This is a genomic window from Paenibacillus sp. 598K (genome assembly GCF_003851045.1).
GTDB lineage: Bacteria > Bacillota > Bacilli > Paenibacillales > Paenibacillaceae > Paenibacillus_D.
Genome location: NZ_BFBX01000016.1, coordinates 57387 through 78102, shown reverse-complemented (window position 1 = coordinate 78102; position 20716 = coordinate 57387). Strand labels below are relative to the sequence as shown.

Sequence of the window (20716 nt, the reverse complement as noted above, 5' to 3'; positions counted from 1 at the left end):
ACTGAGCAGACCTGAGGGTCTGCTTTTTCAAATTGTGAGGGGATTGTTTTGAGAACAAATGTTCTGTATAATGAAAAAAAGAGAATGCTGAAATGGAGGGGCGGCTGTGAAATTCGTATTGGCAGACGAGAACGGAAAGCTGATCGAGGTGCCGATCGAGGATGTGCTGATTATTACTTTAACGAGCAAGGGACCGCTTTTCCGAACAAGCGAAGGCGAATTTGGCTACGCCCGGACGATGGCTGAGCTGTTGCCGGCGCTACAGAAGCAAGGGTTCGAATCGCTCGACCGCAACAATATCGTCAACACCGGGCGGATTAGCGAATATGATTCGGAATACCGGCAAGTTATACTCGAGTCGGAGGGCGGCGCTCAAATACGAGCCTCCGTATCTGCGGCAAGAGTGGACAAGCTGCCCGGGCATTTGCGAGAGTCGATTGCGCCTTATCTCGCGTCAAGGAGGCTTGCAGTATTGCATTCGCTTTCATTCTGGTCTTGAATGTCCAACTCGAATCGATATAATGGAGAGGGGAATAAGAAAACATTACCAAGGTCCAGGGAAGGAAAGACACAGCTATGAATAATCTATCGCCTCATCGACTGAAACAAGTTCAATATACCGGTATTAAGGAGGCGGATCTGCAGCTGCTGGCGAGCCATCGACCGTTGTTCGAGCGGATCGTAGAGGAAGTGGTCGACCGGCTCTATGATCGCATACAGCAAGAGGCTGAGCTGCGGCAGATTATCGAACGGTTCAGTACGATCTCCCGCTTGAAGGATACCCAGCGCGAATATTGGCTCTCGCTTGCGGATGGAGTGGTCGACGATGCGTATATCGATCATCGCATCCGGATCGGTCTGGTCCACTCCCGCATCGGCTTGACGACAGATTGGTATCTGGGCACCTATATGGTCTACACGGACCTGGCCGCAGACATCCTGCAGCGATTGCTGCCTGAGGCGTGGCATCGCGTGCTGTTCGCACTGACCAAGATGTTTAATCTCGACTCTCAGCTCGTCCTTGAAGCGTACGAGCAGGCCGAGCAGCAGCAGCTGCAGACGCTCGCCAGCCAGCAGGAGCGTCTGCTGCAGACGATCACCGAGGCGGTACAGCAGCTGGCCGGGATGATCGTGCAGCTCGACGAGAGCTCCAGGACGATCGCCGAGACAGCGGTCTCCACGGCGGAGGCGCAGGATAAGTCCCACCATCTGTTAGGTGAGCTGCGTCATGAGATTGACGATATTAGCGAGATGGGCACCTTGATCCGCGGCATCTCCGATCAGACGCATCTGCTCGGCCTCAATGCGGCGATCGAGGCGGCGCGTGCCGGCGAGCATGGACGCGGCTTCGAGGTGGTGGCGGGCGAGGTGCGCAAGCTTGCGGCATCCTCGCGACAGGCGTTGGAGGATATCCAGAGCCGGCTTGAGCGCATCGTCCGCAAGGTAGCCGACGTCCGGCAAGAGTCCGAGTCGACCAGCAGACAAGCGCGTCTGCAAGCGGCGCGCTCGCAGGAGCTGGCCAGCTTTGTCACGATGATTGATAAGGTCTCGCGGGACCTCGAACAGCTGAAGGAAGAGGCGACGGTGTAGGCGAGCTTAATTTTCGGTTTTGTGTTAAATAAGTTGACATTAAATGGCGATATCAGTATGATTGATAGTATAAATCATATGGATGTCGCCATTTGTGTCACCTAACATAACTTGAATGTTCGGGTTTTGGCGATTCGGAGCACGGCATCCGCATCCATTGGAGGAGGGGTTGGCATGTCGATAGCCAGACAGCCGGAGCCGTATTATTATGATGCCCGATCTTTCTTTGACGAAATGTACGATCCCGATCTCGCCCTGCGTCCACACTACGCAACCGTTCACCAGTTATTTTCCCGGCTCAAGCCGAGCGAGCTGCTGAACCGTCAGCATGCGCTCGAGCAGCGGATGCTTGAGGAGGGCATTACGTTTACATTGTATACCCCCGATCAGCCGGAGCCACTCGAACGGACGATTCCGTTCGATTACATCCCGCGCGTCATTCCTGCCGAGGAATGGGAGATGATCGAGCGCGGGTTGAAGCAGCGGGTGCGCGCCTTGAACGCTTTTACCCACGACATCTATCATCGCCAGCACATTATCGCAGACGGCTTGATCCCGAGGCGGATGGTCGTCGGCAATAAATATTATCGTCCCGAGATGGCGGGGCTGGATGTGCCGGGCAACGCCTATATGACCACTTCGGGCATCGATCTAATCCGCGACGAGAGCGGACAGTATCTGGTGCTGGAGGATAATCTCCGTTCGCCATCCGGCTTTTCCTACCTTTATACCGGTCGCTCGCTGATGAGCGAGCTATTTCACGAGCTATACTTCTCTTGCTCCGTGCGCGGCATCGAGCAAAGCCTCAATAACTTCCTCAGCTCCTTGCGATCCTTAGCGCCTTCGGGCAAGCGCGATCCCTTTATCGTCCTGCTGACGCCCGGACCTTACAACTCCGCTTTCTTCGAGCATACGTTCCTGGCGCAGCAGATGGGCATCCATCTGGTCGAGGGCCGGGATCTTGTGTACAAGGATCAGAAGATCTATCTGCGCGATCTACGAGGCCTGCGCCAGGTCGATGTGATCTACCGACGGATCGACGATGACTACCTCGACCCGCTGGCCTTTCATCCCGATTCGATGCTCGGCGTGCCTGGCCTGATGAATGCTTATCGCGCCGGCAATGTTGCGATCGCCAATGCGCCAGGCACCGGCGTCGCCGATGACAAAGCAGTCTACGCCTATGTGCCGGACATGATCCGCTACTATCTCGGGGAAGAGCCGATCCTCGGCAATGTCCCGACCTATCTGCTCAGCCGCAAGGAGGATCTGGCGTATACACTGGCCAATCTCGACAAGCTGGTGGTCAAGGAGACGTCGCTCTCCGGCGGTTACGGCATGCTGATTGGCCCGCAGGCGAGCGCGCGCGAGATCGCCGCATTCGCCGAGGAGATCCGCAAGTCGCCGGAGCGCTACATCGCCCAAGAGACGATGAAGCTGTCCCGGGCCCCGATTATGAACAACGGCACGATGTGTCCGCGCCACATCGATCTGCGGGCATTTGCCCTGATGGGCAGCTCGGAGCTGCATGTCATCCCTGGCGGTCTCACCCGTGTTGCGCTGCAGGAGGGCTCGCTGGTCGTCAACTCTTCGCAGGGCGGCGGCGTCAAGGACACGTGGGTGCTGAATCGATAATCCAATCTATATATGCTGGAGGCGATGGCGATGTTGAATCGAAATGCAGAAGCATTGTTCTGGGTAGGAAGGTATATGGAGCGGGCGGAAAACCATGCGCGGCTCATCGATGTCCATTATCATCTGCAACAGGAGCATCACTCGGCTGATCAGGCGCAGGACGACAAGTGGGCGCGCATCGTCGATGCGCTCGGCAGCAGATCGGCCTATGAGCAGCAGTATGGCCAGTATGACGAAGAGGATGTGCTTCATTACATCACGCTTGACCGCGACAATCCCAACTCGCTGGTGGCATGCATTAATTATGCGCGAGGCAATCTGCGGACGTTGCGCGAGAAGGTGCCGACGGAGCTGTGGGATGTCGTCAACAGTTTCTATCTCTGGCTGCGGGAGCGGCATCGCGAGGAGCTGACCAAGGACTCGCCACATCAGCTCTACAAGCGCATCAAGGAATGGACCGCGCTGTACCAGGGTGTAGCCCAGTCGGTGATGGCTAGGGAGAATGAGTGGCACTTCATGGAATGTGGGCGTTATCTGGAGCGAGCGGAGAATACGCTGCGGATTATGCAGGCCGTCCGCAACACGATGGTTGCTGGCGAGAGCGGCGCTCCATTGACCTATCCTTATCTGCAGGCGGTATTGCGCTCAGTTAGCGGCTATCAGGTGTTCCGTCGCTATTATGCCGACGGCATGTCGCCGGAAGGGATCATCGAGTTCCTCGTGCTGCATCCGGCATTCCCTCGCTCGGTTCGGTTCGCTCTCGACGCGATGGATACGCATCTGCGCAGCCTCGAGCTGCAGGAGACGGGGCTGAAGCTGGGTCATGGCAAGATCGTCAGGCAGACCGGCAAGGTGCTTGCGGAGCTATCGTGTCTGGAGCGGGAGGATTTGCAGCAGGATAGAGACGGGCTGATGCTGACGGTGGTGCTGGGGGCGTGCCAGCAGCTTGGTGTGGCGTTTGCCAAGACGTTTTTTCGCGTCGGGGAGGCCAGCGCATGAAGCTGCGGATTATGCACGTGACGGAGTACGTCTATTCACAACCGGTGACGGACAGTGTCAATGAAGTGCGGCTGACGCCCTGCACCAACGAATGGCAGTCTTGCTATCAGCATGCAATCGCGGTAGAGCCTAATGCGCCGCTCCAGTCCTACGAAGACTTCTTCGGCAATCGGGTGACGGCGTTTTCGGTCAATGAGCCGCATCGGAAGCTGACGATTCGCACCCAGATGACGGTCGTGACGACGGAGCCTGGACGCGTCGAGACGGGCAGTCGTACAGGTCGCCTCTTCACCCCTGAGGAGGCTTGGGCCTGGCTGGACAGGGAGGAGGCGCACAACCGGTTTGCCGAATATTTGCTGCCGACCTCCTATACGACGGCGACGCCCGAGGTGCTCGTCTTCGCGGGTGCCGATGAACGGGCGTCGCAAAGTCCGCAAGCCGTCTTCGACTGGCTGGGTGCGCTGTCGGAGCGGATCCGCGAGGAGTTCACTTATGACGCCGAGGCGACGGATGTGAAGACGAAGGTGGCCGACATGATCGGCACGAAGCGAGGCGTCTGCCAGGACTTCGCCCACCTGATGATAACCATCTGCCGCAGCCGTGGCGTGCCGGCGCGTTATGTGAGCGGCTATCAATTTATTGGCGACCTGCAAGAGGAGGGCACTAATTTTCAGCACGCGTCGCATGCCTGGGTCGAGGCGTATGTACCGAATCGGGGCTGGTGCTCCTTTGATCCGACCAATCCCTCCGTCGTCGGCGAGCGTTATGTCAAGCTGGGACACGGCCGCGATTACAAGGATATCGTACCCGTCAAAGGCGTCTATCGCGGCAACAGCGGCGCGGAGCTCGATGTCTCGGTCATCGTCGAGCAGCTCGAAGACTGACAGGCTGCCCTCAAAACAAAGCCTGCGGTCACGGGATCGTTCCTCCGATCGCTGTTGGCCCGGGATTTCTAGCATGGAAAAAAGGAAGGCCCCTGATTGAGAGGCCTTCCTTTTGGCTGTAGAGAAGCGCTGCGCATTTTCATGCATGCCTACGGATACGTCTTACGCTGTGCATCCCCATGCGTGTCTGACGTCACGTCTTACAATGTCGTCGATTGATGCAGCAGACGCTCGCGATCCCACTCTTGCAGCGCCTCTTCGGCTTGCTCGCGGTCTTTTGGACGCACCTGCAGCTTCATCATCTCATGCTGACCGCCGTGGCTGCCGACGGCATTCATCGCCATGCCTCCTTGCGGAGCAAAACCGGCGCCGCCTACCGCCTCGCTTTTCAGGCGGGAAGGAATGTCCTTGGATTGCAGATAGGAATATTTGGATTGCAGCTCTTCTGCCTGATTGCCTCTTGCTGTAGCCAGAGTCAGCCAACGGCCTTTGCTTGCAACTACGATTACGCCAACCACCAGTAACACACCCAATACAATAAGGATTGTCTCCAACATGTGAATCACCTCTGTATCCGGGGGGTTGCCCCTGTGTTCCTCCCTTGGTGAGGAAGGTCGTTTGATTACTAATACCCGCGCAGCGCAAGGCTGAATCAGCGAGAGCAACGACCCCGTATACAGGAGCGGCTGTCAGATGAATTTACGACTCGTCTTGCTGCCGTCGCAACTAAATACGAGCGTTTTGTCCTCGACGATCGTTTCCAGATGGACCGGCTTGCCCCATAGCTTGACGACGGAGGGCAGCGTGCGTTCGACGTACTTGAGGTCGAGCTCCACGCCTTCATATTGGTGCTTCAGATACAGCTCGCCGGAGCGGTTCCAGTCGCCGTCGGTCACCATCAGACTAGGGAATCCGCCGTTGACGCGGGAGTAGACGAGTTGGTCGCGGATGTTTTCCCACGACTTGTCGGTAATTTTCCACTCCGGCCCTTTTTTCTCGAAAATATAGAGGTCGAGGTCGGTCACGAGCTGCTTGGTCAGATAGTTGCGAATGAACGACTGGTCCGAATCGATCTCGCGTACCTCGAATATTTTGTCGCGCCCTTGCCCTGGCACGCGCCCGCGCGCCTGTTCTTCCTCCGTCGGCTGATCCCAGCGCTTCTCAATGTCCTCGAAGATTTTCAGCCCCAGATAATACGGATTGAGACTGTGTTTGGAGGGCTGGACGACAGCCGAGTTCAGCTTGGCAAATTCGATCGTCTCCTCGCTCGTCAGATCCATCTCCCGGATGATGCGCTGATGCCAGTACGAAGCCCAGCCCTCATTCATAATTTTGGTCTCGATTTGCGGCCAAAAGTAGAGCATCTCGTCGCGCAGCATCGACAGGATATCCCGTTGCCAGTCCTTCAGCTCCTCGGAGTTCTCCTCGATGAACCAGACCAGGTCCTTCTCCGGCTGCGGGGGGAACTGCCGCTTATCCGTCTTGGGCGCATCGCTCTCGCGACGCATATCGGGATCGAGCAACCAGAGATCGTCATAGGGCTGGACCGGAGCGGCTGGCGGCTTGCGTCGATCCTGCCGCTTCTCCATCAGCTCGATATAACGCGTCTTGTCCATCTGATAGGGCTTGATCAACGAAGGGTCGACATGCTCCTGGATGGCTAGCACTGCGTCGATGAACTGCTCAACGACCTCGACGCCATAGTCCCGTTCGTATTGTGCGACGCGGTCCGCCGTTGCGGACATGCTCTCGACCATGTTGCGATTGGAGCGGCTGAAGCGGGCATTGTTTTTGAAGAAGTCGCAGTGCGCCAGGACGTGGGCGACGATCAGTTTGTTTTGGATGAGCGAGTTGCCGTCGAGCAGAAAAGCGTAGCATGGGTTGGAGTTGATGACGAGCTCGTAGATTTTGCTCAGTCCGAAGTCGTATTGCGTCTTCATCTTATGAAAGGTTTTGCCGAAGCTCCAATGGCTGAATCGGGTCGGCATGCCGTACGCGCCAAAGGTGTAGATAATATCGGACGGGCAGATCTCATAGCGCATCGGGTAGAAATCCAGTCCGAAGCCTTGCGCCACTTCGGTAATCTCGTCAATCGCGCGCTCCAGCTGCCGTATCTCGTCTTGCTTCATTCTCGTCCCCTCCACTTGTAGCGATAAGTATCCTGTTCTATGTGTATGGGACGACAGCAGGGATTATGCGATACGTCGGCTCAAGCGGGAATGGAGAACCGGCAAGAGCCTATGCTATAATGGGAGCCGATAACACAGACTGTCCTCCTCAGAGAACGAAAGGAGCCTCTCTAGACCTATGCCAATTACATCAGCATCTTCCTCACCTCGCAAATCCCGCCTCCGAAGGGCGCTCCTCTGGCTGCTGCTAACGCTTGTAGTACTGATTCTGGCCTTAGCGGTGGCCTACAGCCTGCTCAATTACAAGCCGACTCTGGACGCGCGAACCTTTTTGCAATCGACAGAGCAGGTAACGGTTACGAAGACGAAGCATTGGATCGCCTATGAGCCCGTCGACAAGGTCGGCGAGACGACCGTGCTGTTCTACCCCGGCGGTCTTGTCGAACCGGAGAGTTATGCGCCGCTTGGGCTTAGCCTTGCAGAACGCGGGTATCGCACCTATATCGTCAAGATGCCGCTAGAGCTGGCCGTGCTCGCTCCGAACCGGGCGACGGAGCTCCTCGACCTCGCCCCTGAGGAGCGTTATGTGCTGGGCGGACATTCGCTTGGCGGCGCGATGGCGGCGCGTTATGCAGCGGAGCATGAGGGGGTGCTGGAGGGCGTGTTTTTTATGGGCGCCTACGCAGACCCGAAGGCTGACCTGAGCGGAGCCGACCTGCAGGCACTGCAGATTACGGCGTCCGAGGACCAGATCCTGAATCGCGAGGCGTGGGAGGAGGGGCGCAGCCGGATGCCGGCCGATACCCGATATGTCGAGATCGAGGGCGGCAATCATGGTCAATTCGGAGCCTACGGGCAACAAAAGGGCGACGGCGCGCCGAGGATTAGCGGCGAGGAGCAGCTCCGCCAGACGGTCGATGCGCTGTCCGGTTGGCTCGCCGAGCTTCGGGCTCCAGCTTCCTGAAGCAGATACAGAACAGCCCGCGCCTTCTAGAAGAAGGCTGCGGGCTGTTTGAGCGCCGATGGTTTGCAGTCAGCCGACAGGCTGCTTTTTAGAGAAAAACGTTTTGAGCGCGTGGTAGACGTCTTGCTTTTCCTTGATGATGGCATGGATGAACTTCTGATGCTGAATATGCTTGTAGGCGGACATCAGCGTGCTGCTGCGATTGTATTGATTGACCTCGCCGTAGCCGAACATGTTGCTGCGCGCCATCAGCTCGGAGATCAGCTTGACGCAGCGTTCGTTGTCGGAGGTAAGGTTGTCGCCGTCCGAGAAGTGAAAAGGGTAGATGTTCCACAGCTGCGGCGGATACCGGCTGTCGATAATGTCGAGGGCTTTGACGTAAGCCGAGGAGCAGATCGTACCGCCACTCTCGCCGCGCGTGAAGAAATCCTCCTCGCTGACTTCCTTTGCTTCCGTATGATGGGCGATGAAGACAATCTCTACTTTTTCGTATTGATGGCGCAGGAAGCGAGTCATCCAGAAAAAGAAGCTGCGGGCCGCGTATTTTTCGAAGCTGCCCATCGAGCCGGAGGTGTCCATCATCGCCAGGATCACGGCGTTGGACTGCGGTTTGATGACTTCCTCCCATGTTTTGTAGCGCAGGTCGTCAGGTGAAATGCCATGGATGCCGGGAGTGCCGTTTGTGCTATTGCGCCGCAGGTTTTCCAGGATGGTGCGCTTCTTGTCGATGTTGGACTGGATGCCTTTTTTGCGGATATCATTGAAGCGGATTTCCTTCGTGTCGAGCAACTCCTTGTCCTTGCGCTGGAGGAAGGGCAGCTCCAGCTCCTCGAACAGCATCGTCTCCAGCTCGGCCAGACTGATCTCGGCTTCGACGATGTCTTCGCCGGGCTGATCGCCGGCTTTGTCGCCCTTGCCGCCCTTCTTGGCTGAGGCGGGATCGGTGCCGAGCACATCGCCTACGCTGCTGTCGCCGTCGCCTTGCCCGACATGCTTGTTTTTGTTGTGGTTGAAGACAAAATGGTATTCATCCAGGCTGCGGATGGGCACCTTGATAATCTGCTTGCCGTCGGAGAGCACGATGCTCTCTTCCGATACCAGGTCGGGCAAGTTTTGCTTGATCGCTTCACGGACCTTCTGCTGATGACGGGCCTGATCCTGATAGCCCTTGCGATGCAGCGACCAGTCTTCGCGGGATACGATAAACAACGGCTCGCGGTTTGAACTCATCTGCAGTGACCTCCTCGTCGAATGCTTCGTATACCTACTATATTCAAGTGAGGAGAGGTTATGTGACCAATCGCTGCCGAGCCTTCCACAATCCGGCTGCTCGCTGCACACGCCAACAGCCCGACCGCAAAAACGGTCAGGCTGTTCGGAATGTTCGCGTTATGCGTTTGGCGGGCAGCCATGGTATAATCTTAAACAGTAAGGAAAAACATGGACTACAGCTCTACATACCTTGGACGGCCATGCCAAGCACCATTAGCCCGCCAAAGCCGACGACAAGCAGACCGTTCAGGACGACGCCGATGATCCCAAATACTTTGCGGCGATTTTTCATAAACAAGCTGATGATGCCCAGCACCAGACCGACCAGGCTGATCAGGATCGTAAACAGCATCAGGATGCCTGCGATGATGACCTCGCTGCTGGAGGCGAGCTCCTCAGGGTCAGGGAGCGTACCGTCGGACTGAATCGCATCGGTGAGCGAGAACACCGTCGTCATCGACAACGCGATGATGCCGATGATGCAGAGCAGGCCGATGATAAAGGAGGCAATGCCAAGTCCAGATTGCTTGCGGTTGTGGTATGGGTCTTGGTCATGCTCGTTAATCGGATGGAATGCGCCCGAGGAGGGATGTTGATCTTGAGACTGGTATGGATTCTGATCCATGACAGGACTCCTTTATAGGTTTTTGTAGAATTATACACTAATTACAGGGAAGTGAACAATTGATGACGTCGAAATACATCCTTACCGGAGCGGTGTACGCCTTGCTGGCGGTCGCGCTCGGGGCATTCGGAGCGCATGCGCTTGAGGATAAGCTGAGCTCGTCTATGCTGGAGACGTACGAGGTCGGGGTACGCTACCAGATGTATCATGCATTAGGCTTGATTTTACTCGGGGCCTTGGCCGATCGCGCGCTCAGGATGCGCGCGATCATCTGGTCGGCCAGGCTGCTGCATGCGGGAATCCTGATTTTTTCGGGCAGCCTGTACGTGTTGACGCTCACCGGCTATACCAAGCTCGGTATGGTCACGCCGATCGGCGGCGTTGCTTTTATCTCCGGCTGGGTCATGCTTATCGTCGCCTTTACGCGCAGCAAGTGACGCGTCTGGCTACAGCGAGCGAGCATCGGCACATACCTGGAGGATAGGAAGGAGCAACGCGTGTGGCGGATCTAAACAAACAGCCTTCTGACCAAAAAATAAATGTGTTCCGCCTGGGCAGCAAGAGTGCGGCAGGAGTTGCAGCCGTTCTATTGGCCGCTCTCGTGTTGTGGAGCGGGCTGGCACTGCTGCCCGTTCAATCCGTTACAGAGAGGGCGCTATGGACGGGGCTGATGCTGTCAGCCTTCGCGATCGTCGCATGGGTGCTGCTCAGACAGCCCAGACGCCATCTGTTGACATGGCGTCGCGTCCACCATCAGATCGCTGACGCGATCTTGTCCCATAGTCCGTTGCCGGTAGTCGTGCTGGATCGGGAAGGGCGCTGCGTCGAGGTGAACGGCGGCGCCCTGCAACTGATGGGCTACGAGCGGGAGCAGCTGATGGGCTGCTCGCTGCAATCGCTGCTGGAGGCGGGCGGCGAGCCGGCAGACTGGCTGCATACCGAGCCGGGAGAGCGTTCAGGAGGCCAGTTTCCATTGACGCTTGTCCATCGCTCTGGACTGCCGTTGGACATTCAGGTGATGGCTTGCCCGCTCTACGAGGACCAGGATTGGGACGGAACGCTGTTGATTATCCAGGATGCGAGCGACCGCAAGCGCAACCGCGAACGGATCCGCTACATGTCTTATTATGACGATATGACCGGCTTGCCTAACCGCCGCATGTTCATGATCCAGCTGACGGAGGCGCTCGAGCGTGCGCGCCGCCAGGAGGAGCGCGTAGGTCTGTTGTATCTGGATCTGGATCACTTCCGGCTGATCAATGATTCGTTCGGACGCGAATTCGGCGATATGTTGCTGCTCCAGGTCGCCGAGCGGCTCACCCGGCGGCTATCGGAGCAGGATATGACCGCCCGCATGGAGGGCGACGAATTCGCTGTACTCCTGATTGATGCAAGTTCGGACGAGTCGCTGGCCGAGCGGACGACCGAGCTGCTAGCGGAGCTGGAGGAGCCTTTTGAGCTGCAAGGGTATCCGTTCCACGTGACAGCCAGTGTTGGCGTGGCGTCTAGCGGTATGCAGGAGGAGGCTGGCCAACTGCTGATGAAGGCCGAGAAGGCGCTGAGCAAGGCGAAGGATAGCGGCAGGAATGGCTTTATCCTCTACTCCGATACATGGAGCGACTCATCACTGGAGCGGTTGACCATGCAGCATGAGATTCGTCAGGCGATCCAGCGCCAGGAGTTCGTGCTGCATTATCAACCGCAGTATGATCTGTCCAGCGGCGAAGTGATCGGTCTGGAAGCCTTGATCCGGTGGGAGCATCCGGAGCGGGGGCTGGTGCCGCCGGGGCAGTTTATCCCGATCGCCGAGGAGACGGGCTTGATCGTCCAGCTCGGAGAGTGGGTGCTGGAGGAGGCCTGCCGCCAGAACAAGCAGTGGCAGGATGCCGGATTAGCTGTTGTCCCTGTCTCCGTCAATCTGTCCATCCGCCAATTCCTGCAGCAGAACCTGGCAGAGAAGGTGGCGGAGGTGCTGGAGCGGACGGGGCTGTCGCCGGAGTATCTCGATCTGGAGATTACGGAGTCGATGACGATGGATGTGGATCATGCGACCCAATGCTTGCTGGAGCTGACGCGGATGGGCATCAACATTAGCATCGATGACTTCGGGACGGGATACAGCTCGCTGAATTATCTCAAAAAGCTGCCGATCGGCCGACTGAAGATCGATCGGTCATTCGTAAGAGATATCCAACAAGATCCAGGTGATGCGGCGATTGTTGCCGCTATTATTGCGATGGCGCATAACCTGAACATGCAAGTGATCGCCGAGGGCGTCGAGACCGAAGGTCAGATGCAGTTCCTCAAGCGCCATGGCTGCGACGAGATGCAGGGTTACTTTTGGAGCGCTCCGATTCCCGGCAGCAAGGTAGAGCAATTATTGCAGCCATAAACGAAAAGCGCAGGGGTTGTCCCGGAAGCCAGTAAGTGCTGACTTCTGGAACAGCCCCTGCGTTTTGGTGTGGACTTTCGTAAACATCCACGGCAGCAATTTCTACTCGACGAAATCGTCCACTTCATTGATCGAAAAGGTGTACACTTGCTTCTCGTCGACGTGATACACGGTCACATTGCCGGTCATCTCGTCGAAGCTGATGATGCGGCAAGGGATGCTGAGGCGCACGCCCAAGCCTTTGTTAACCAGAAGACGGATCAGCTTGTTCTGCTCGATGTAGGCCCTTATACGTTGGTCAGCTGCCAGTGTGTTTACCTGTGCGGATGACACAGCTTCGGCATCAGCAGGCAGGCTTGACTCGTTGGACGGGGCTGTCTGCTCGGCGATCGGCGGTACGAGGTTCAGATGAGGTCCCGGCACGCTCGGCGGCAGATGCCCGGAGCTCATCGTCAGGGCATCGATCATCTTCCCCAGCTCGATGCCGCTCTGGATGCGGAAGTCGGCGGCCCCCGAACGGTTGAGCAGACTCAGGAGGCGCTCCAGTGCTCGCGCATTGCTCTCGTCTTCGATCAGGATATCGACGTTGAATAAGTAAGAGCTGCTGCTTCGCGGTTCTCTAATGATCAACGCATCCTTTCCCCTTTCTCTGGTGTCTAGTCCCACAGAACTATGATCTTTTTCACTGTTATTAATATATCATTAATGTAGCTATGCATATAGTCCTAATTTTATGCGCTATCACAAAAAAATCGACGATGGGCGTAAGGGATGTGCCCCGAACCAAGGCGACTCCCCACACAGGGATAGCGGGGTGGCATATAGTATAGCGTCGGTACTACTTGCTTGCGGGAAGCAAGCCCAGAAAGGTGGAGAGGATACGATGATCCGGATGATTCCGATACCGCTTGGCAAAGGAACCGCGCTGGGCGTAGAGGTCAAGCTGCCCAAAACTACATTGTTGAGCATCTCTACAGACGAGGGGTACATCATGTGCGGCGCACTGGATGTAGGCTTGCTGAATGAGAAGCTGCGCGAGCGAGGCATCGTAGCTGGCCGGGCCGTAGGGGTGCGCACGCTAGAGGAGCTGCTAGAGGCGCCGCTGGAGTCGGTGACGTACGGCGCAGAGGAGAAAGGCATCCATGCTGGCATGAGCGGCCGCGAGGCGCTGGAGCGGATGATCTGAAAAAAAATGATGTGAGTGACGTGCAGAACGTGATGTGACGAAACAGCCCCGGCCGCCAATGGCGCCGGGGCTGAAGATATGAACATGGGAGTGTAGGGAAAGCCCCGACGCAGTTACAATTGCTCGAACAGTTGCTTCAAGCTTACGTTGTAGGGCGGTCGCAGGATGCCCTTCTCCGTAATAATCGCGCTGACATACTCATGCGGCGTGACGTCGAAGGCCGGGTTGAACACCTTAACGCCAGCAGGCGCAGTCCGCTTGCCAAAGCCCTCGGTAATCTCTTCTTCCGGCCGCTCCTCGATCGGGATATCGGAGCCGGTCGGCGTCAGCATGTCGATCGTCGACATCGGACAAGCCACATAGAACGGAATGTTGTGGGCTTTGGCCAGCACCGCTACGCTGTACGTGCCGATCTTGTTGGCGACGTCGCCATTGGCGGCGACCCGGTCGGTGCCGACGATAACTGCATCGACCCAGCCCTTGGACATAACCATGCCAGCCATATTGTCGCAGATAAGCGTGACGTCGACGCCGGCCTGCTGTAGCTCGAAGGCAGTCAGGCGTGCGCCTTGCAGCACAGGGCGTGTCTCATCGGCGAATACGCGCAGTTTCAACCCCTGCTCCAGCGCCAGATAAAACGGCGCCAGCGCCGTGCCGTATTTGGCTGTGGCCAGACCGCCAGCATTGCAGTGGGTGAGTACGCCCATGCCGTCCTCGAACAGCGAGAGCGCATGCTCGCCGATCAGGCGATTGGTCTCCTCATCCTCGCTCTGGATCGCTACTGCCTCGAGTATTAGCGCCTGTTGGCACTCTTCCACTGAGAGACCGTCAGCGGCCAGCTGGACGGCTTTGGCTTTCATGCGGTCGAGCGCCCAGAACAGATTGACTGCTGTAGGCCGCGAGGTTGCCAAATATTCGGCATGGCGGTTTACCTCGACGAGCCAATCTTCCGTCGTATTGTAGCTGCCGCGGCTGCCCAGGACAACGCCGTAGGCGGCGGAGATACCGATCGCCGGCGCGCCTCTCACCTTCAGGTGGCGGATCGCTTCCCACACATCCTCGGATGTCGTCAACGGCAGGTAGACGATCTCTTCGGGCAGCAGACGCTGGTCGAGCAGCTCGAGGCGATCGCTTGCCCAGATGACGGATTGCAGCGCTTCAGTTGGTTTTGACATGATGCATTTCCCTTTCGTCATTCGACTTGCATTCTGTTAGATGCGGATAGCAGATTCAGCGATATCGAGGATGTCCTCGATCGATTGCGTTTGGCGATTGCGTTTGATCAGCTCGGTGCCGATCTGCAGCGCGATCCGCTGCGCACGCTCTTTGGTCTGGGCATCAGGGATCGTGTCGATGTCGGCTACGTGAGCGAGGCCGACGATCCGCCGGACCATTTTGCAGCCCGCGTACCCTGTGGTATCCTGTAGGAGCTGAGCCATATACCATTTTTTATACCCTGCGGCGGTATTGAATAGACGGTCGACGCCATGCTCCTCCCACAGCTGGAGGAATTTGCGTTCGAACTGCGTCCAGATGTCCCGCACCGTATCCAGCAGATAACGCCGGTAATCGGCGCGCGCCGCTTCTTCCTGATGCCAATGTTCTTGGGCGACATAATTGAGCAGCAGGTTAGCGATCGTGGCGCCGATGTCGAAGCCGGCAGGGCCGTAATAAGCGAATTCAGGGTCGATGACCTTGGTCGAATCTTCTTTGACGAAGATGCTGCCGGTATGCAGATCGCCGTGCAGCAGTGCTTGTCCGCTGGTCAGGAACTTGTGGCGCAGCTGGGCGACCTCCAAGTGCAGCTCCTCATCGGTCGTCAGCGCTTGGGCGGCGTCCGCGATGGCGGCGTCATAGCTGTTGTTGGACGAAATGGTATACGGATCGTCGAAGATCAGATCTTCGGTAATTTTGCACAGCTCGGGATTAATGAAGCGCCCGGACTGCAGCTTCTTCTCTTGCTGGTTCATGCCCAGATCCGAGGTGAAGAACAGATTGGCGGCCATGTACGTCGAGATGTCGTCCGCGAACTGCGGATACCGGTTGCCCTCGATCAGACCGCGCCGCATGATGGTGTGATTGCTCAGGTCCTCCATGACCGTCAGCGCGAGCTGCGGATCGTAGCTATATACTTGCGGCACCAGTCCGGGGGCCAGCTTACCTTCTATTATAAGCGCTTCGCTCTCGATGCGGGCCCGGTCAAGGGTGAGCGGCCAGGACTCGCCGACGACCTTGGCATAAGGGAGCGCCTGCTTGAGGATGACGCTTTTGCCGCTGACGGTGTCAGTAATATGGAAGACGAGATTAAGATTGCCGTCGCCGATCTCTCGGCATCCCAGCTCGGCGTCCGCAGGGAAGAAGTTTTCGAGCGAGCGGGCCATTTGAATCGCTTCCTGCTCGGTTAATGGGTGATATGTTGACAAGGGGGTCCCACCTCCAATAGTTCTGTAGCCTAGTATAACGAATATTATTTCGCGTTGGAATACCCCGAACTGATATAATAGGATAAAAACCGATGGAGGAGGACGGATATGAACAATCGAGCGACGAACGGGGGACGCGAGGCTGTCGCCTTAAAGGAGTGGGCGGTAGTGGTGCGTGCGCTTGCGTCGGGCGAGCAGATCCTGCTGCTGCGCAAAGGAGGCATCGCCGAGGAGGCGAAAGCGTTCCAACTGCTCAGCCCGGCCTTCTATCTTATGGAGACCTACGAGCATCAAAAGGCCGAGCTGCTGAAGCCCGAGGCTCAGGCGACGCTGCAAGATACGCTGCGCGAATGGCAGCCGGATGCGGAGACCGTGCAGCTCTCGCTGTATGGCGAAGTAACGGAAGAGCTGGAGATTCGGGACCAGGAGACGTTGGACAAGCTCTACCCCTATCACATCTGGACGCAAGAGATGGCGGAGCAGCGCCTTCGTTGGAAGCGCAAGCAGCCGCTGCATCTGTTGTTGATCCGGGCATGGCGGCTGACGGAGGCTGCTCATGTGCCGATGCGTGCGCCCTATCTCGGTTGCAAGTCCTGGGTGAGCATCGAGGACGATGTGCCGCAATCTTCGCTTGAGCCGGTGCTTACGGACACGGAATATGAGGCAAGATGTCGACAGATTCGCGCAGCGCTCGGATAATGCCGTCCGAATAGCGCTTACTTTCGATCCCTTGATTGCTTTGTAACAGGAATTATTATAAGATTAGATTGAGAATCATTGAGAATGCCGCTCCGGCGAGCGATAAGAAAAATTTGAACCCAATTGGAAGGAGCAATACATCATGTCCACGAAGTTTGTAATTGACGGGCTGAAAGCAACGATCGACAATAAGGAGATCCTTAAAGGTATCAACCTTGAAATAAAAGGCGGCGAGATCCACGCGATCATGGGACCAAACGGAACCGGCAAGAGTACGCTGGCCTCAGCGCTGATGGGCCATCCCAAGTACGAGGTGACAGAGGGCTCGGCCGAGCTGAACGGCGAAGATCTGCTGGAGATGGAAGTCGATGAGCGCGCGCGCGCCGGGATGTTCCTGGCGATGCAATATCCGAGCGAAATTTCCGGCGTTACCAACTCCGACTTCCTCCGTAGCGCCATTAACGCGCGTCGCGAGGAAGGCAATGAAATCTCGCTGATCAAATTTATCCGCCAGATGGAAGCCAAGATGAAGGAACTCGACATGAATCCCGAGTTTGCGCACCGCTACCTGAACGAAGGCTTCTCGGGCGGGGAGAAGAAGCGCAATGAAATCCTGCAGATGCTCTTGCTCGATCCGAAGATCGTCATCCTCGACGAGATCGACTCGGGTCTGGACATCGACGCGCTCAAGATCGTCGCAGCGGGCGTCAACAGCATGCGTTCTGAGGAGCGCGGCTTCCTGATCATCACGCATTATCAGCGGTTGCTGAACTATATTACGCCGGATTATGTCCATGTCATGATGCAAGGCCGCATCGTCAAGTCTGGCGGTCCCGAGCTGGCGCAGCGACTGGAGAACGAAGGCTACGACTGGGTGAAGGAAGAGCTCGGCATCGTAGACGAAACTGTAGGTCAAGCCTGAGGGTAACGAAAGGAGAAGAGCATATCTATGAGTACACAATTATCGACTCCGGTTACGCGCGGTTCGTCCGAGGCGCTATCCCTCATTAAGCGGGAGCCCGAATGGCTGGCAGCGTTGCGGGCCGAAGCCGCAGAACGGGCGGAGGGCCTGGAGTGGCCCAAGCCGGAGAAAATGCGGATCGAGCGCTGGGCGCTCGGCGCACTGGGCGAATACAAGGCAGCTGAGCCGGTTAGTCGGACAGAAGATCTGCCTGCCGTCATTCAACCTTATCTGCCTCAGCAAACTGGGGGAGACTATCTTGTGCAGCACAACTCAAGCATCGTCTTCCGGCAGCTGTCGGAGGAGCTGAAGGCGCAAGGCGTCATCTTCACCGATCTGGAGACGGCTGCGCGCGAGCATGCCGATCTGGTTCGTCCTTACCTCCACACGGCGGTCCGCCAGGATGAGGACAAGCTGAACGCGCTGCACGCAGCGCTATGGAACGGCGGCGTCTTCCTCTATGTGCCCAAAAACGTCGATGTCGAATTGCCGGTACAGGCCTTGTTCCTGACCGACGATCCGGAGGCGACCTTCGCGCCGCACATCCTGATCGTCGCCGAGACGAACAGCCGCGTCACCTATGTCGACCGCGTCATCTCCGCTGGCCGCGCAGGCAAGCCGTCGATCCATCACGGAGCGGCGGAGGTCATCGTCAAGGCCGGCGCGAAGGTTCGCTTCGCGACGATCCATCAGCTCGATGCCGACGTTATCGACCTTTCGATTCGTCGCGCGACAGTCGAGCGGGACGGCGGAATCGAGTGGATTATCGGCGATCTGAATGATGGCAGCGTATTGTCCGATACGACCTCGAGCCTTGATGGCGATGGTTCGACCTCGGATGCCAAGATCATCAGCATCGGCGCTGCCGACCAAAAGATGAGTCTGACGACGCGCGCCGTTCACTTCGGGAAGAGCACCGACTCGAACATGGTGACGCGCGCCGTCATGAAGGACCAGGCGACAGCGATCATCAACGGCATCACCAAGATTGAGAAGGGCGCGACCAAAGCCAATGGCGTGCAGGCGGAGAAGGTGCTGATGCTGAGCCCCAAAGCGCGCGGCGACGCCAACCCAATCCTGCTGATCGACGAGGATGACGTTACCGCTGGCCACGCGGCGAGCGTCGGCCAGGTCAGCCCGGAGCAGATCCATTATCTGATGTCGCGGGGCATCTCGCGCGTCGAAGCCGAGCGTCTGATTATCTACGGCTTCCTCGCTCCCGTCGTATCGGAGATCCCGGTCGAGGCGGTCCGGACTCAGCTGCGCGAGCTGCTCGAGAGGAAGCTCCAGTCATGAATGCCCGCGAGCTCAGGGAGCAGTTCCCGATCCTGCAGCAGCAAGTGAACGGGCATCCGCTCGTCTATCTGGACAATGCCGCGACTTCGCAAAAGCCGCGCGCCGTGCTGGAGGCGGTGAGCCGTTACTACGAATGGAACAACTCCAACGTGCATCGCGGCGTGCATACGCTCGGATCGCGCGCCACGGACGCCTACGAGGGCGCACGCGAGCGGGTCGCCCGCTTCATCGGGGCCGCGAGCACCGAGGAGATCATCTTCACGCGCGGCACGACGACGGCGCTGAACCTGGTGGCGGCGAGCTACGCGCGTGCGGTATGCGGCGAGGGCGATGAGATCGTCCTGACGCCGATGGAGCATCATAGCAATCTGATCCCATGGCAACAGGTCGCCAAGGCGACGGGCGCCACGCTCCGCTATATCCCGCTGCAGCCGAACGGGACGATCGATCTGGCGGATGTAGAGGCGACGATTACCGAGCGCGCCAAGGTCGTGTCGGTCGTGTACGCCTCCAACGTGCTCGGCGTCATCAATCCCGTCAAGGAGATCGCCGCGATCGCGCATCGTCATGGCGCGGTGATGGTCGTCGACGGGGCGCAGAGCACGCCGCATCTGAAGGTCGATGTGCAGGATCTGGACTGCGACTTCTATGCCTTTTCGGGCCACAAGATGTGCGCGCCTACCGGCATCGGCGTGCTGTATGGCAAGAAGCGGCTGCTCGAGCAGATGGAGCCGGTGGAGTTCGGCGGCGAGATGATCGATCATGTCGATCTGTACGAGTCGACGTGGAAGGAGCTGCCCTGGAAGTTCGAGGGCGGCACGCCGATCATCGCGGGCGCTGTCGGTCTGGCGGCGGCGATCGACTTCCTGGAGGAGATCGGTATGGATGCGATCGATCGCCATGAGCAGCAGTTGGCCGCTTACGCTTACGATCGGTTGAGCAGCATCGACGGCATCGCGCTCTATGGACCGGCGAGCGGCCGGGTTGGCCTGATCACCTTTAATCTGGACGATGTGCATCCGCATGACGTAGCGACTGTGCTGGACAGCAAGGGCATCGCCGTCCGCGCCGGCCATCATTGCTGTCAGCCGCTCATGCGTTGGCTCAATGTTACCGCGACGGCGCGCGCCAGCTTTTATCTGTACAATGACGAAGCGGATGTGGACGCCTTGGTGGATGGCTTACTACAGACAAAGGAGTTCTTCGGTCATGCAATTGGATGATTTGTACCGCAGAGTCATAATGGATCACTACAAAAATCCCCGTAACCGCGGCGAGCTCGCAGACGATGCGGTTACGGTTAATCTCAATAACCCGACATGCGGCGACCGCATCTCGCTTTCGATGCAGCTAGCTGACGGTATCGTCAAGCAAGCCCGCTTCACGGGCGAGGGATGCTCGATCTCGTTGTCGTCGGCCTCGATGATGACGGACGCCGTCAAGGGCAAGACGTTGGAGGAGGCACTGGCTATGGCTGAGCGCTTCTCTCAGCTCATGAAGGGCGAGCCGGTCGAGTTCGATTATGAGGAGCTGGAAGCTCTCTCCGGAGTCAGCAAGTTCCCTGCCCGCATCAAGTGCGCGACGCTGGCCTGGAATGCGCTTCGCAAAGGCATCGAGCAGGAACGGCAGAACGGATAAATTAGGCTTACAGGAGGTTGAGA

Annotated in this window: 21 protein-coding genes; 14 read left to right on the top strand and 7 right to left on the bottom strand. The window is 57.6% G+C overall.

All coding sequences use genetic code 11. The annotated features are described in order from the left end of the window. The first annotated feature begins 106 nt into the window (after positions 1-106). From PA598K_RS06900 to PA598K_RS06880, 5 genes are all read left to right on the top strand, one after another. Positions 107-499 carry a LytTR family transcriptional regulator DNA-binding domain-containing protein gene (locus PA598K_RS06900; protein WP_128656227.1) on the top strand — a complete coding sequence of 131 codons (393 nt, stop codon included), beginning with the start codon at positions 107-109 and terminating at the stop codon, positions 497-499. Positions 500-576: 77 nt separating this feature from the next. Next, positions 577-1590, top strand: coding sequence for a globin-coupled sensor protein (locus PA598K_RS06895; RefSeq protein WP_128656226.1), 1014 nt, complete (start codon positions 577-579; stop codon positions 1588-1590). 174 nt (positions 1591-1764) lie between these two features. Further along, a complete protein-coding gene (locus tag PA598K_RS06890) occupies positions 1765-3225 on the top strand; it encodes a circularly permuted type 2 ATP-grasp protein (protein WP_128656225.1) in 1461 nt (486 codons plus the stop codon). Between the two features lie 30 nt (positions 3226-3255). Next, a complete protein-coding gene (locus PA598K_RS06885; RefSeq protein WP_128656224.1) occupies positions 3256-4224 on the top strand; it encodes an alpha-E domain-containing protein in 969 nt (322 codons plus the stop codon). Then, positions 4221-5108: a transglutaminase family protein gene (locus tag PA598K_RS06880; RefSeq protein WP_128656223.1), complete on the top strand. Its 888-nt coding sequence runs from the start codon at positions 4221-4223 to the stop codon at positions 5106-5108. The genes PA598K_RS06885 and PA598K_RS06880 overlap by 4 nt, the downstream gene beginning before the upstream one ends. Before the next feature lie 200 nt (positions 5109-5308). On the opposite strand, the gene PA598K_RS06875 is transcribed toward PA598K_RS06880, so the two are convergent. Together PA598K_RS06875 and PA598K_RS06870 are read right to left on the bottom strand one after the other, a co-directional pair. After that, the gene (locus PA598K_RS06875) at positions 5309-5665 is read right to left on the bottom strand and encodes a hypothetical protein (protein WP_128656222.1); all 357 of its coding nucleotides are present in this window, start codon (positions 5663-5665) and stop codon (positions 5309-5311) included. Between the two features lie 132 nt (positions 5666-5797). Further along, complete coding sequence (locus tag PA598K_RS06870) at positions 5798-7237, bottom strand: SpoVR family protein (RefSeq protein ID WP_128656221.1); 1440 nt, start codon at positions 7235-7237, stop codon at positions 5798-5800. Positions 7238-7415: 178 nt separating this feature from the next. Between PA598K_RS06870 and PA598K_RS06865 the strand changes: the two genes are divergently transcribed. After that, entirely contained in the window at positions 7416-8201 is a 786-nt protein-coding gene (locus PA598K_RS06865; protein ID WP_128656220.1) for an alpha/beta hydrolase, read from the top strand. Between the two features lie 69 nt (positions 8202-8270). Here the strand turns inward: PA598K_RS06865 and yhbH are convergent, their stop codons facing one another. Both yhbH and PA598K_RS06855 read right to left on the bottom strand, forming a co-directional pair. Then, entirely contained in the window at positions 8271-9431 is a 1161-nt protein-coding gene (gene yhbH, locus PA598K_RS06860) for a sporulation protein YhbH (protein ID WP_128656219.1), read from the bottom strand. A gap of 223 nt (positions 9432-9654) precedes the next feature. Further along, on the bottom strand, positions 9655-10098 hold the full coding sequence (locus PA598K_RS06855) for a hypothetical protein (protein ID WP_128656218.1): 444 nt from the start codon (positions 10096-10098) through the stop codon (positions 9655-9657). A gap of 62 nt (positions 10099-10160) precedes the next feature. Here PA598K_RS06855 and PA598K_RS06850 point away from each other — a divergent pair, with 62 nt between their 5' ends. Both PA598K_RS06850 and PA598K_RS06845 read left to right on the top strand, forming a co-directional pair. After that, positions 10161-10535, top strand: a complete 375-nt coding sequence (locus tag PA598K_RS06850) for a DUF423 domain-containing protein (RefSeq protein ID WP_128656444.1) — start codon at positions 10161-10163, stop codon at positions 10533-10535. A gap of 62 nt (positions 10536-10597) precedes the next feature. Then, positions 10598-12490: a putative bifunctional diguanylate cyclase/phosphodiesterase gene (locus PA598K_RS06845; protein WP_128656217.1), complete on the top strand. Its 1893-nt coding sequence runs from the start codon at positions 10598-10600 to the stop codon at positions 12488-12490. A 102-nt stretch (positions 12491-12592) separates the two neighbouring features. Here PA598K_RS06845 and PA598K_RS06840 read toward each other — a convergent pair whose 3' ends face one another. Continuing rightward, complete coding sequence (locus PA598K_RS06840) at positions 12593-13120, bottom strand: hypothetical protein (RefSeq protein WP_128656216.1); 528 nt, start codon at positions 13118-13120, stop codon at positions 12593-12595. Between the two features lie 253 nt (positions 13121-13373). On the opposite strand from PA598K_RS06840, the gene PA598K_RS06835 reads away from it, so the two are divergent. Then, positions 13374-13676, top strand: a complete 303-nt coding sequence (locus PA598K_RS06835) for a YunC family protein (RefSeq protein WP_128656215.1) — start codon at positions 13374-13376, stop codon at positions 13674-13676. Between the two features lie 113 nt (positions 13677-13789). Here the strand turns inward: PA598K_RS06835 and mtnA are convergent, their stop codons facing one another. Both mtnA and mtnK read right to left on the bottom strand, forming a co-directional pair. Next, complete coding sequence (gene mtnA / locus PA598K_RS06830) at positions 13790-14851, bottom strand: S-methyl-5-thioribose-1-phosphate isomerase (protein WP_185601645.1); 1062 nt, start codon at positions 14849-14851, stop codon at positions 13790-13792. Between the two features lie 36 nt (positions 14852-14887). Beyond that, positions 14888-16099 carry an S-methyl-5-thioribose kinase gene (gene mtnK / locus PA598K_RS06825; RefSeq protein WP_128656213.1) on the bottom strand — a complete coding sequence of 404 codons (1212 nt, stop codon included), beginning with the start codon at positions 16097-16099 and terminating at the stop codon, positions 14888-14890. Positions 16100-16207: 108 nt separating this feature from the next. Here mtnK and PA598K_RS06820 point away from each other — a divergent pair, with 108 nt between their 5' ends. The 5 genes from PA598K_RS06820 to sufU all read left to right on the top strand — a co-directional run bounded on the left by PA598K_RS06820 (position 16208) and on the right by sufU (position 20693). Beyond that, a complete protein-coding gene (locus PA598K_RS06820; RefSeq protein WP_128656212.1) occupies positions 16208-16798 on the top strand; it encodes a DUF1802 family protein in 591 nt (196 codons plus the stop codon). A 142-nt stretch (positions 16799-16940) separates the two neighbouring features. Then, positions 16941-17720, top strand: a complete 780-nt coding sequence (sufC, locus tag PA598K_RS06815) for a Fe-S cluster assembly ATPase SufC (RefSeq protein ID WP_128656211.1) — start codon at positions 16941-16943, stop codon at positions 17718-17720. Between the two features lie 27 nt (positions 17721-17747). Next, positions 17748-19055, top strand: a complete 1308-nt coding sequence (sufD, locus tag PA598K_RS06810) for a Fe-S cluster assembly protein SufD (RefSeq protein ID WP_128656210.1) — start codon at positions 17748-17750, stop codon at positions 19053-19055. Next, a complete protein-coding gene (locus tag PA598K_RS06805) occupies positions 19052-20278 on the top strand; it encodes a cysteine desulfurase (protein ID WP_128656209.1) in 1227 nt (408 codons plus the stop codon). The genes sufD and PA598K_RS06805 overlap by 4 nt, the downstream gene beginning before the upstream one ends. After that, positions 20265-20693 carry a Fe-S cluster assembly sulfur transfer protein SufU gene (gene sufU / locus PA598K_RS06800; protein ID WP_128656208.1) on the top strand — a complete coding sequence of 143 codons (429 nt, stop codon included), beginning with the start codon at positions 20265-20267 and terminating at the stop codon, positions 20691-20693. The genes PA598K_RS06805 and sufU overlap by 14 nt, the downstream gene beginning before the upstream one ends. Positions 20694-20716: the final 23 nt, after the last annotated feature.